Annotated in this window: 9 protein-coding genes and 1 tRNA gene; 9 read left to right on the forward strand and 1 reads right to left on the reverse strand. The window is 43.1% G+C overall.

Features of this window, described 5'->3' with window-relative positions:
- The first annotated feature begins 20 nt into the window (after positions 1-20).
- The 3 genes from H8Z82_RS10500 to H8Z82_RS10510 all read left to right on the forward strand — a co-directional run bounded on the left by H8Z82_RS10500 (position 21) and on the right by H8Z82_RS10510 (position 4136).
- Positions 21-2045 carry a beta-galactosidase gene (locus H8Z82_RS10500; RefSeq protein WP_186995080.1) on the forward strand — a complete coding sequence of 675 codons (2025 nt, stop codon included), beginning with the start codon at positions 21-23 and terminating at the stop codon, positions 2043-2045.
- A 185-nt stretch (positions 2046-2230) separates the two neighbouring features.
- Positions 2231-2779 carry a stage V sporulation protein T gene (gene spoVT / locus H8Z82_RS10505; protein WP_186995081.1) on the forward strand — a complete coding sequence of 183 codons (549 nt, stop codon included), beginning with the start codon at positions 2231-2233 and terminating at the stop codon, positions 2777-2779.
- 154 nt (positions 2780-2933) lie between these two features.
- A complete protein-coding gene (locus H8Z82_RS10510; RefSeq protein ID WP_186995082.1) occupies positions 2934-4136 on the forward strand; it encodes a metallophosphoesterase in 1203 nt (400 codons plus the stop codon).
- 92 nt (positions 4137-4228) lie between these two features.
- On the opposite strand, the gene H8Z82_RS10515 is transcribed toward H8Z82_RS10510, so the two are convergent.
- Positions 4229-5692 (reverse strand): nicotinate phosphoribosyltransferase, encoded by a 1464-nt coding sequence (locus tag H8Z82_RS10515; protein WP_186995083.1) that lies wholly within the window; start codon positions 5690-5692, stop codon positions 4229-4231.
- Between the two features lie 322 nt (positions 5693-6014).
- Here H8Z82_RS10515 and H8Z82_RS10520 point away from each other — a divergent pair.
- The 6 genes from H8Z82_RS10520 (at position 6015) to ptsP (ending at position 12256) form a co-directional block, all read left to right on the forward strand.
- A tRNA-Gln gene (locus H8Z82_RS10520) sits at positions 6015-6086 on the forward strand.
- Positions 6087-6219: 133 nt separating this feature from the next.
- Positions 6220-7014, forward strand: a complete 795-nt coding sequence (gene proC, locus H8Z82_RS10525) for a pyrroline-5-carboxylate reductase (protein ID WP_186995084.1) — start codon at positions 6220-6222, stop codon at positions 7012-7014.
- Between the two features lie 245 nt (positions 7015-7259).
- Positions 7260-9428 (forward strand): PTS transporter subunit IIABC, encoded by a 2169-nt coding sequence (locus tag H8Z82_RS10530; RefSeq protein ID WP_186995085.1) that lies wholly within the window; start codon positions 7260-7262, stop codon positions 9426-9428.
- Between the two features lie 26 nt (positions 9429-9454).
- Positions 9455-10291 (forward strand): PRD domain-containing protein, encoded by an 837-nt coding sequence (locus H8Z82_RS10535; protein WP_186995086.1) that lies wholly within the window; start codon positions 9455-9457, stop codon positions 10289-10291.
- Between the two features lie 21 nt (positions 10292-10312).
- Positions 10313-10570 (forward strand): HPr family phosphocarrier protein, encoded by a 258-nt coding sequence (locus H8Z82_RS10540; protein ID WP_019160322.1) that lies wholly within the window; start codon positions 10313-10315, stop codon positions 10568-10570.
- 57 nt (positions 10571-10627) lie between these two features.
- Complete coding sequence (gene ptsP / locus H8Z82_RS10545; RefSeq protein WP_019160323.1) at positions 10628-12256, forward strand: phosphoenolpyruvate--protein phosphotransferase; 1629 nt, start codon at positions 10628-10630, stop codon at positions 12254-12256.
- Positions 12257-12376 lie beyond the last annotated feature (120 nt).

Consider the following 12376-nt stretch of genomic DNA (forward strand, 5'->3'; position numbering starts at 1 on the left):
GTAATTAAGAGGAGATAAGTATGGATTTTAGAACTGACAGACTGCTTCATGGCGGTGATTACAATCCTGAACAGTGGTTAAAAAGACCGGATATTCTGGAAAAGGATATTGATATGCTGGAAGAATCCGGATGTAATGTGGTAAGCCTTGGAATCTTTTCCTGGTCTACACTGGAGCCGGAAGAAGGTGTATTTCATTTTGGATGGCTGCAGGAAATCATTGATAAACTTTATAAAAGAGGTATTTCTACGATTCTGGCTACACCGTCAGGTGCAAGACCCAAATGGATGGCAGATAAATATCCGGAGGTGCTTCGTGTAGATGAGACACGCCACAGAGCATTATTTGGATTCAGACATAATCATTGTTATACTTCTCCTGTTTACAGAGAGAAGGTACATATTATCAATAAGAAGCTGGCACAGGAGGTTGCTACACATCCGGGTGTGATCCTGTGGCATATTTCCAATGAGTATGGAGGAGAATGCCATTGCCCGCTGTGTCAGGAAGCATTTCGCAGCTGGCTGAAAGAGAAATATCAGACCATCGAAAATCTAAATGATCAGTGGTGTACCACTTTCTGGAGTCATACCTATAACAGCTTTGATCAGATTGAGAGTCCGTCTAAGATTGGTGAGACACAGCTTCATGCACTGAATCTGGACTGGAAACGATTTGTCACTCATCAGACTGCTGATTTCATTCATCATGAGATTGCAGCACTGAGAGAGGGAGGAAGCACACTTCCGACTACTGCAAACCTGATGCACTATTTTGGCGGCTTAGATTATTTTAAGATTGCAAAAGAGATAGATGTGGTTTCCTGGGATACTTACCCGACATGGCATAAAGAAGCAGTGATCGATACGGCTTATGATAACGGAATGTGCCATGATCTGATGCGCTCTCTGAAAGGAAAGCCGTTCTTCCAGATGGAATCCTGCCCGACTTCTACAAACTGGCAGAGTGTGAGCAAGTTAAAGAAACCGGGAGTGCTTTTTGCACAGTCTATGCAGGCAATTGCACATGGCGGAGAAGGTGCTCTTTATTTTCAGATCCGCCAGAGCAGAGGAGCTTCTGAGAAGTTTCACGGAGCAGTGATCGATCATTACGGTGGAAATGATACAAGAGTGTTCAAAGAAGTTTCCAGGGTTGGAGAAACTCTGAAAGAGTTAAAAGAACTGGCAGGAACAACTGTAAGCAGTCCGGTTGCCATGATCTATGACTGGGACAGCCAGTGGGCAATGGAGGACAGCCAGGGACCGAGAAATAAAGGTCTTCATTATCTGGAGGCGATGTTGAAATTCTACAGAGGTTTCCGTAAGCAGGGTGTGAATGTGGATGTGATCGATATGACCTGTGATCTGGACAAATATAAAGTATTGGCTCTTCCAATGGTTTATATGTTCAAGAAAGGTTTTGCCAAAAAGGTTCGTGCGTTTGTGGAAAACGGCGGTACATTGATCACAAGTTACTGGTCTGGAATTGCAGATGATACAGACAGGTGTTATCTGGAAGGAACACCACATGGACTGATGGATGTGCTGGGAATCAGAAGCACAGAGATTGACGGCCTCTATGACTGGGAAGAGAATTTTTTTGTTCCTGTTCAAGGAAATGAGCTTGGTCTGGATAAGACTTATACATGCAAATATCTGTGTGATCTTGTGGAACTTTGCGGAGCACGTACTTTAATGACCTACGGAAGTGATTTCTATAAAGGCTATTCCTGTCTGACAGTGAATGAGTATGGCAAGGGCAAGGCATGGTATGTGGCAGCAGATGCTGATAAAGAATTCTATGGAGATTTCATTGGAAAAGTGCTGAAAGACAGCGGCGTTTCCTGCGGAATCAAAGAAGAGATTCCGGACGCACTGGAGATTACAGTGAGAGAGAATGAAAATGAAAAATATTATATTTATCAGAATTTCGGAACAGAGGCTGTAAATATTCCTGTACCGGAAGGTGAGATAAGCTGGGTTTATGGTAATGGCAGTGACAAACTTGAGGTTTATGGTCTTGTAGTTGCCAGGGTTATCGTGTAAAATAAATAGCAATGGATGAGGAAATCCCTTTACTTTAAGCAGAGATTGAGACTGCCTGGTGAAGGGATTCTTTTTTACTCGGATTTGGCTGAAAGCTAAAAAATTAAGCATAATTCCTCCATATATTCATATACTATCCATACACTGAAAAATATGGAAACCTATGAAAGTACAGGAGGAAAAAAATGAAGGCGACAGGAATCGTAAGAAGAATAGATGATCTGGGGCGTGTGGTCATTCCTAAGGAGATCAGAAAAACGCTGCGGATAAAAGAAGGAACACCACTGGAAATTTTTACTGACCGGGAGGGGGAGATTATTCTGAAAAAGTATTCCCCTATCGGAGAACTGAATGTTTTTGCAAAGGAATATGCAGAAGCGCTGGCACAGTCAAGCGGGATGGTGGCGTGTATCACAGACCACGATCAGGTAGTGGCTGCTGCGGGACAGGGAAGCAGGGAATATATAGGAAAACCTATCAGCAAAGCTCTGGAAGATGCAATTACCGAGAGAAGCTCTGTGTTTGCTAACGGAAATGACAGAAGCAGGATACCTGTGACTCAGGAACAGAGAGAACCTTTGTATTCCCAGATCATGCAGCCTATCATCAGTGCAGGAGATACAGTAGGATCTGTGCTTTTGCTGGGGAAGAATGAAAGGGATGTGATGGGTGAATCAGAGAAGATGCTCATCAGAACAGCAAGCGGATTTCTGGGAAGGCAGATGGAACAGTAAAATTCATAGAATCTTCAGCAGCTTATAGTAGCGGCTGAGGATTCTTTTTTGTATAATAAGAAGCAGTTATGATTTTCTGGAATTGTTACAGTAATGAAATTATTATAATAATGAAATTGTTACGGCAATGAGCGTTGGAAAGGAGACATATTATATGGTTGCAATATATCTGGCACCCTTTTATCTGTTGGTGTGTGTATATATCCTGCTTCGCAGCCTGCACTGGTTTCAGGTATTACATACGGTTTTTCAGAATGTGTGGGTGTGCAGGGGGATTGGACTTGTATATTTATTTGTAGTGTTTAGTATACTGATCGCATTTATGGCACCTGCGTCTGGATTCAGGAGGTTTATGAAGCTTTTGAGCAATTACTGGCTTGGTGTCTTGATGTATACACTTATGACTCTGGGAATCGCGGATGGACTGAGACTGTTACTGAAATATCCTCTTAGAAATCTTGGTTTTCCGGGAAGAGAACTGCTTTTCAGCAATATGGGAACTGCTGTTGTGGGAGCTGTCTGTGCGGTGATCATTTCGACAGTCAGTATTCACGGAGTGCTCAGTGCTGGAAATATACATACAACGAAGTATAATATTTCTGTTGATAAAAAGGCAGGAAGTATGAAGGAGTTAAATGTGGTTCTGGTCGCAGATCTTCATCTGGGATATAATATTGGCTGCAAGCAGATGGCGCAGATGACAGAGAAGATCAATGAGCAGGAACCGGATTTGGTAGTGGTGGCAGGAGATATTTTTGACAACGAATATGAGGCACTGGATGATCCGGAAAAACTGGCGGAGATATTGAGAGGAATCCGCTCAAAGTATGGTGTGTATGCATGTTACGGAAATCACGATATCCAGGAAAAGATCCTGGCAGGATTTACCTTTGGCAGTAAGGAAAAGAAAGAGAGTATTCCGGAGATGGATGAATTTCTGGAGAAAGCGGGGATTACGCTTCTGAGAGATGAGTATGTGCTCATCGATGATTCCTTTTATCTGTATGGCAGACCGGATTATGAGCGTCCCGGACGGGGGATTGATAAACGAAAGACTCCACAGGAAATCACAGAGGGTATGGACCTGTCACTGCCTGTACTGGTTATCGATCATGAGCCGAGAGAGCTGCAGGAACTGGCGGATGCGGGCGTGGATGTGGATCTCTGCGGGCATACTCATGACGGACAGGTATTTCCGGGAAATATTGTGATCCGGTTTTTCTGGGAAAATCCTTGTGGTTATCTGAAGAAGGGAAATATGCATAATATTGTTACATCTGGTGTAGGGCTTTTTGGACCCAATATGAGAGTTGGGACTAAAAGTGAAATCTGCGATGTCAGCATAGGTTTTAACTGAATCAAGTAAGTCCCCGGCTTCAACTGCAAAAATCAATAAGCAGTTGAAAACGGGGACTTGTCTTTTTTATTATGTCTGATCTGATTTTAGGATCAGTTGAGGGATTTCTCACTCATTTCTTCAAGAAGATTCTTTTTCAGATCCCAGAGCTTCTGAGAAAGGTCTACATATACTTTCTGAGGATTTACGAAACGTCTGGATTCATCCCAGAGAGTATTCTGTTCTTTCTGACAGTAATCGCGAAGCTCCATTACAGATGGAGAATTATAGACCCGTTTACCCTCTTTGATAACCGGAATGAGAAGCTCACGTACTTCATAGGTTCCGCCGAGAACTTTTGTCTTTTTCCATGTATCGATTGGATCAAAGAGAACCATATTCTGGTCTGCATCAAGCTTTTCATCAGCAAGACAGATAAGATCTGCTTTGATCTTGCCGGTAGATTTACTGTAGAGACGATATACGGTTTTATTTCCAGGGTTGGTTACTTTCTCTGTGTTTTCGGAAAGCTTGATTTTTGGAGTAAATTCAGTGCTGTCTGCGTCCTTTACAGCGGCCAGCTTATATACACCGCCGAAAGCAGGATTGTCATCAGCAGTGATCAGCTTGGTGCCTACACCCCAGGAATTGATCTTGGCATCCTGGGCTTTCAGGCTTTCAATGAGGTATTCATCCAGATCACTGGAAGCAGAGATCACAGCATCGTCAAAACCGGCAGCAGCCAGCATCTTATAAGCTTCTTTGGAAAGATAAGCCAGGTCACCACTGTCAATACGGATGCCGTATTTGGTAAGTGGAATACCTTCTTCGCGCATTTCTTCAAATACACGGATCGCATTCGGTACACCGGATTTCAATACATCATAGGTATCTACCAGAAGGGTGCATGCATTAGGATAAAGTTTTGCATAGGTTTTGAATGCTGTGTATTCGTCCGGGAAACTCATGATCCAGCTATGGGCATGGGTTCCCAGAACCGGTATATCAAACATTTTACCTGTAAGTACGCAGGAGGTTCCGGCACATCCGGCGATTACTGCGGCACGGGCACCGAAAATACCCGCATCCGGACCCTGGGCACGGCGCAGACCGAATTCCATAATCGGATCACCTTTGGCTGCGTAGCATACACGTGCTGCTTTGGTTGCAATCAGACTCTGGTGATTGATAATGTTTAAGATCGCTGTCTCTACCAGCTGAGCTTCCATGATCGGAGCAACGACTTTTACCAGTGGCTCTCTTGGGAAAACAACAGTTCCTTCCGGAATCGCATAAATGTCACCTGTAAATTGGAAGTTGCTTAAATATTCCAGAAAATCTTCTTCAAAAATATTCAGGCTTCGCAGATAGGTGATGTCTTCTTCTGTAAAATGGAGATTTTCAATATATTCGATCATCTGGTCCAGTCCTGCTGTGATAGCAAAAGCACCGCCGCAAGGATTAGTGCGGTAGAACATATCGAAGATAACAGTCTGGTTAGTTGGATTTTTGAAATAGCCCTGCATCATGGTAAGTTCATAGAGGTCCGTAAGCAGGGTCAGATTATTTGCTCGCATTTTTTTCTCCTTTTTATATAATGCAGCTGTCAGTAGTCTGCTGGCAGGCAAAGCTACTGAACAGTTATAAATTGGTTAAGATAATGTAAAATCTTTCCTATGATTATAGCATATTTTTAACCAATGTAAATCTAAAAAGTGCAATTTGACTAAAGTGGGAATATCCCTTTGACGGGAAGTCTGAAAAGTGATTATTTTCTTAAAAATGTGATGAAATAAAGAAAATAAAAAAAATTAAAAAAATTTCAAAAAAGGGCTTGCTTTTTTGGTTGACCTATAATATAATATCACTTGTCGCAAGCGAGTGACACAAATTAAATAAAGGGCTATCGCCAAACGGTAAGGCAACGGACTCTGACTCCGTCAGTTCAAGGTTCGAATCCTTGTAGCCCTGCTGAAGAAACCACTTCTGAGGAAGTGGTTTTTTTGTGCCCGAAAAAAATAAAAAGATAGTATTTTACTTTTGGCAGGGAAACGGGTATGATAGAAAGCAGAAGGGTAATATTTTCGCAAAGGAGTGGATTATTATGAAAATTGGTTTTATCGGTTGTGGAAATATGGCAACAGCCATGTTAAAGGGAATTCTGAAAAGTGGAGAAGTAAAGGCAGCAGATATGATCGCATCTGCAAAATCAGACAAAACCCGTGAAAAAATCGAAAAGAAACTTGGTATCTGCAAGGCAGACACCAATGCTCAGGTAGTGGATTTTGCTGATATTGTTTTTCTGGCTGTGAAACCTCAGTTTCTTGAAGGAGTTCTGGATGAGATTAAGGATAGCGTAAAGGAAAATCAGATTTTTATCTCTATTGCACCTGGTAAAACTTTGCAGTGGCTTGGGGAACATCTGGGAGAAAAAACAAAAGTTATCCGTACTATGCCAAATACACCTGCTATGGTGGGTGAAGGCATGACCGCACTCTGCGTAAACAATCTGGTAACAGAGGAAGAAACACAGATGGCAGTGGAGCTGTGCAATACCTTTGGAAAGACAGAAGTGGTTCCGGAGCATCTTATGGATGTAGTGGTAGGAGTTTCCGGAAGTTCACCGGCATATGTATTTATGTTTCTTGAGGCAATGGCAGATGCAGCAGTTGCAGACGGAATGCCAAGGGCACAGGCTTATAAATTTGCTGCACAGTCTGTACTTGGAAGTGCAAAGCTGATGCTTGAGACAGGTAAACATCCGGGAGAACTAAAAGATATGGTCTGCTCCCCGGCAGGAACCACCATTCAGGCAGTCCGTGTTCTGGAAGAAAAGGGTTTGCGTAGTGCAGTGATTGAAGCACAGACAGCATGTGTGAAAAAAGCTAAAGGCATCTAAGCGGCAGCCTGCAAGCATTTTTTGGTTGACAAAGAGAATTTTGCGTGATATATTTTCAATAGTTGTAGTGTGTAACTCGATTTTTGGAGGCATTAACTATACATAACGGAGAGAGTTTATGTATGTTAATGCCTTTTTTGTACAAAAACCGGTTGAAAAGGGTCTTTTATGCAGAAACTATTTCCGTAAATAGATATGTCTGCTTACGCAGAAACTATGAAACAGGAAAGGTAGATAAGAGTCACATGAAAGACAAGATTTTCAGCGTTTTGCAGCGAGTGGGACGAAGCTTTATGCTTCCCATCGCAATTCTGCCGGTAGCGGGACTGCTTCTCGGTATCGGAAGTTCTTTTACAAATGCAACCACAATTGAAACCTATGGTCTGACAAAGATTCTTGGTGAGGGTACTTTGCTTCACTCCCTGCTGGTAATCATGAACAGTGTGGGAAGTGCGGTATTTGATAACCTGCCATTGATTTTTGCCGTAGGTGTAGCCATCGGTATGGCAAAAAAGGAAAAAGAGGTTGCAGCTTTATCAGCAGTTATTGCATTTTTTGTAATGAATACAGCAATCCATGCCATGCTTACTGTTACAGGACAGATCCTTGACAACGGACAGGTGGCAGAGACTGTTCTGGAGGGAACCATTACCTCTGTATGTGGTATCCAGTCACTCCAGATGGGTGTATTTGGCGGTATTATTGTAGGACTGGGAGTAGCTGCCCTGCATAACAGATTCTACAGGATACAGCTTCCAAATGCTCTTTCCTTTTTTGGAGGAACCCGTTTTGTACCGATCATTTCCACGATTGTATATATGTTTGTGGGAATCCTTCTGTATTTTGTATGGCCGGTAGTCCAGAATGGTATTTATGCACTGGGCGGACTGGTAACAGGAACCGGTTATGTGGGAACACTGATCTTTGGTCTGATCAAGCGTGCGCTGATTCCTTTTGGCCTGCATCATGTATTTTATATGCCTTTCTGGCAGACTGCTGTGGGTGGCACCATGGAGGTTGCCGGAAAAATGGTTCAGGGTGGACAGAATATTTTCTTTGCCCAGCTTGCTGACTCTGCTAATATTGCACACTTCAGTGCAGACGCAACCAGATATTTCTCCGGAGAATTTATTTTCATGATCTTTGGCCTTCCGGGTGCGGCATTGGCAATGTATCAGTGTGCAAAGCCTGAGAAGAAAAAAGCAGCAGGCGGTCTTTTGCTGTCTGCAGCACTGGCATGTATGGCAACCGGTATCACAGAACCACTGGAATTTTCATTCCTGTTTGTTGCTCCGGCACTGTTTGCAGTTCAGGTAGTGCTGGCAGGAAGTGCCTACATGATCGCGCATATGTTGAATATTGCAGTAGGACTTACCTTCTCCGGTGGTTTCCTGGATTTCTTCCTGTTTGGTATTCTTCAGGGAAATGAGAAAACAAGCTGGATGAGAGTTATTCCGGTAGGTATTATTTATTTCTTCTTATATTACTTTATTTTCAAATTTATGATTAAAAAGTTTGATTTCAAGACACCTGGCCGTGAGGATGATGACACAGAGACTAAGCTTTATACAAAGGCTGATGTAAATGCCCGCAAAGAAGCACAGAAGGGTGAGAATACAGAGGCCGGAGCAGATTCTGTCAGTGAAGCAATCACCAGAGGTCTGGGTGGCAAGAAAAATATCAGTGATGTGGACTGCTGTGCCACAAGACTTCGTTGTACAGTAAAGGATGCAGCACTGGTAAATGACGGAGTTCTGAAAGCAACAGGTGCATCCGGAGTGGTACACAAGGGACAGGGTGTACAGGTTATTTACGGCCCTAACGTTACTGTGATCAAGTCTAATCTGGAAGATTATCTGGAAACAGCACCGGATACACTGGAAACACCAGCAGCAGAATCACAGGTACAGGAAACAGAAACTCCAAAAGAGGAAGCAGGACAGAAGGTTGTGGACAGAATTGTGATTTCCAGTCCGATCAGTGGTACAGCGGCAGATCTTGTCACTGCACCGGATGAGGCTTTTGCCCAGAAAATGATGGGAGACGGTGCAGTAGTCACACCGGAAGATCCTTATGTATATGCACCGGAAGACGGCGAGGTAGCCTTTGTTTTTGACACAAAGCATGCCATTGGATTTATCACAGAGTCAGGAATCAGTCTGCTGATCCATGTGGGAATTGATACAGTAAAATTAAATGGAAAAGGATTTGAGGCACTGGTAGAAAGTGGTCAGGAGGTAAAGAAGGGAGATCCTATGCTGAAACTGGATCTGGATTATCTGAGCCAGAATGCGCCCTCTATCGTATCCCCTGTTCTTTGTACAGAACTGGAGGATAACCAGAGAATCCATCTTTTGAAGGAGGGTCAGATAAAAGCAGGAGAGCCGCTGTTTGAGGTAGAGGTTCTTCAGTAATATCTGGCCGGATGGGGAAAATACGGATGTCATACAGGATAACAAAAATATTAAATCATAATTCCTTTATGGGAATTCAGAGTAAAAATGATCAGGAATGTCTGATTATGGGAAAGGGAGTTGCTTTTGGCAAAAAAGTGGGACAGACAGTTTCTGTAACCGGAGATGCCAGGGTATATTCTCTGAAGGAGCTGACAGACCGTGGAGAGGCAAAGGAAATTATAAAGTCTGTTTCTCCACTGTGTCTGGAGCTTGCCAATGAGGTGCTGAATCAGGCAGAAAAGGAATTTGGAAAGGTTGACCGTTCCATTCTTTTTACCATGGCAGACCATCTTGATTTCGCTGTCCGCCGTATACAGAACGGTGAGCAGATCAGCAATCCACTGACAGATGACATCCGTATTATGTTTTATAAAGAATATAAGGTTGCGGGATGTATCCGTGACCTTTTGAAAGAAAAACTGGGAATCAGGATCGATGAACATGAGATCGGATATATTGCCCTCCATGTTCATGCTGCCATTGTGGATGAGAATGTTTCTCAGGCAATGGAAATCGCCAGAACAGTCAGGGAATGTATCTGTATGGTTGAGGAAGAGACCGGAAAATCTATTGATGTAATGTCTTTGAGCTATAACCGTTTGATGAACCATGTACGATATATGGTTGCCAGAGCCATCCATGGGGAAAAGCTGAAAATGAGTCTGAATGACTACATGTCTGTGAAATTTCCCGGGCCCTATATGACAGCTGAGAAAATCTGTCGTAAAATGGAGAAAAGCCTGAAGCTTCCCATACCGGATATAGAGATCGGTTATCTGGCGATGCACCTGGAGAGAATGATGGACAGGGAAGAAGAATAAAAATCAGAGGAGAATAAAAGGATGAAATCATTTGAATATACTGTTAAAGACGAACTTGGAATTCATGCAAGACCAGCAGGACTTCTGGTAAAAGAGGCAAAGAAGTTCCAGTCCGAATGTACGATCACAAAGGGTGACAAAACAAAAAAACTGACACAGCTTATGATGCTTATGTCTCTGGGCGTAAAGCAGGGCGATACAGTTACCGTAAGTGCAGAAGGGGCTGATGAGGATACCGCAATTGCTGAGTTAAAGGCATTTTTTGAGAATAACTTATAATTTCAGCCAGGGATATACATATTAAAATTCATCATAAATAAGAAGGAGGAAAAAACAATGCAGAGTTATCAGGGAAAATCTGTGTATAAGGGAATTGCAATGGGACCGGTTGTGGTTCTGAAGAAAAATGATTATCAGGTAAAACGTACACGGATTGAGGATCCGGAGGCGGAAATCAAACGAGTAGATGAAGCCCTGGAAAAATCCAAGGAGCAGCTCCAGAAGCTTTATGATAAAGCTGTTCAAGAGGTTGGAGAAGCAAGTGCTGCTATTTTTGAAGTACATCAGATGATGCTGGAGGATGATGATTATCTGGAAGCAATCCAGAATACAATCCGTACAGAGCAGATCAATGCAGAGTATGCAGTAGCCGCTACAGGCGATAATTTTGCTGAAATGTTTGCCTCCATGGATGATGATTATATGAAAGCACGTTCTGCAGATATCAAGGATATTTCAGAGCGTCTGGTCCGTAATCTCAGCGGACAGGATGATGCAGATTTAAGTTCAATTGAACCATCAATCATTGTGGCAGATGATCTGAGCCCAAGTGAAACGGTACAGATGGACAAAGACAAGATCCTGGCATTTGTGACAGTTCATGGTTCCACCAATTCCCATACAGCAATTCTTGCACGTATGATGAATATTCCGGCGCTGATCGGTGTGGATATGAATCTGGAAGAAATTCACACAGGAATGGAAGCAGTTGTAGATGGATTCCAGGGTACTGTGATCTTTGAGCCGGATGAGACTGTGAAAGCACAGACAACAGAGAAAATGGCGGAAGAAGCAGAGAAGCTCAGACTGCTCCAGGAACTTAAGGGTAAGGAAAATGTGACTCTGGATGGTCATAAAATCAATATCTATGCCAATATCGGAAGTGTTGGAGATATCGGCTATGTTATGGAAAATGATGCAGGAGGAATCGGTCTTTTCAGAAGTGAATTCCTGTATCTGGGCAGAAATGATTTCCCTACAGAAGAGGAACAGTTCCAGGCCTATAAGCAGGCGGTACAGATGATGGCAGGCAAGAAAGTGATCATCCGTACACTGGATATCGGAGCAGACAAGCAGGTAGATTACTTTAATCTGGGAAATGAAGATAATCCGGCTATGGGTTATCGTGCAATCCGTATCTGCCTGAAGCAGCCGGAAATCTTCAAGACACAGCTTCGTGCTCTCCTGAGAGCAGCAGTATATGGAAATCTGTCTATTATGTATCCCATGATCACTTCCACTGAGGAAGTCAAGAAAATCTATGAGATCGTGGCAGAGGTTGAAGAGGAGCTGAAAGCACAGGAGATTCAGTACAAGATTCCTGAGCAGGGAATTATGATTGAAACTCCGGCAGCAGCGATCATCAGTGACAGACTTGCGGAAATGGTAGATTTCTTCAGTATCGGTACCAACGACCTGACACAGTATACATTGGCTATTGACCGTCAGAATGAGAAACTGGATGAGTTCTATAATCCACACCATGAAGCACTGCTTCGAATGATCCAGATGGTAGTGGACAATGCACATAAATGTGGAAAATGGGCCGGCATCTGTGGAGAACTGGGTGCAGATACTACCCTGACTGAGGAGTTTGTACGCATGGGACTGGATGAACTGTCTGTGGCACCGTCTATGGTATTGAAACTGCGTAAGATCGTTCGGGAGATGAAGGTAGAAGAATAATTGTAAAAAAGGATTGCAACTGTAAAATGTAAAATATATGCAGGGGGCTGACCGGGAGTACGGTCAGTCCCCTGAAATGTTTTTACCAGAATCAATGAGGATTTTTTCATTTAGAGGTTG

It is taken from the genome of Blautia difficilis (genome assembly GCF_014297245.1).
Taxonomy (GTDB): Bacteria; Bacillota; Clostridia; order Lachnospirales; family Lachnospiraceae; genus Blautia_A; species Blautia_A difficilis.

Coding starts and splice junctions, on each gene's coding strand:
- H8Z82_RS10500 (WP_186995080.1), top strand. CDS start 21: ATGGATTTTAGAACTGACAGACTGCTTCATGGCGGTGATTACAATCCT.
- spoVT (WP_186995081.1), top strand. CDS start 2,231: ATGAAGGCGACAGGAATCGTAAGAAGAATAGATGATCTGGGGCGTGTG.
- H8Z82_RS10510 (WP_186995082.1), top strand. CDS start 2,934: ATGGTTGCAATATATCTGGCACCCTTTTATCTGTTGGTGTGTGTATAT.
- H8Z82_RS10515 (WP_186995083.1), bottom strand. CDS start 5,692: ATGCGAGCAAATAATCTGACCCTGCTTACGGACCTCTATGAACTTACC.
- proC (WP_186995084.1), top strand. CDS start 6,220: ATGAAAATTGGTTTTATCGGTTGTGGAAATATGGCAACAGCCATGTTA.
- H8Z82_RS10530 (WP_186995085.1), top strand. CDS start 7,260: ATGAAAGACAAGATTTTCAGCGTTTTGCAGCGAGTGGGACGAAGCTTT.
- H8Z82_RS10535 (WP_186995086.1), top strand. CDS start 9,455: ATGTCATACAGGATAACAAAAATATTAAATCATAATTCCTTTATGGGA.
- H8Z82_RS10540 (WP_019160322.1), top strand. CDS start 10,313: ATGAAATCATTTGAATATACTGTTAAAGACGAACTTGGAATTCATGCA.
- ptsP (WP_019160323.1), top strand. CDS start 10,628: ATGCAGAGTTATCAGGGAAAATCTGTGTATAAGGGAATTGCAATGGGA.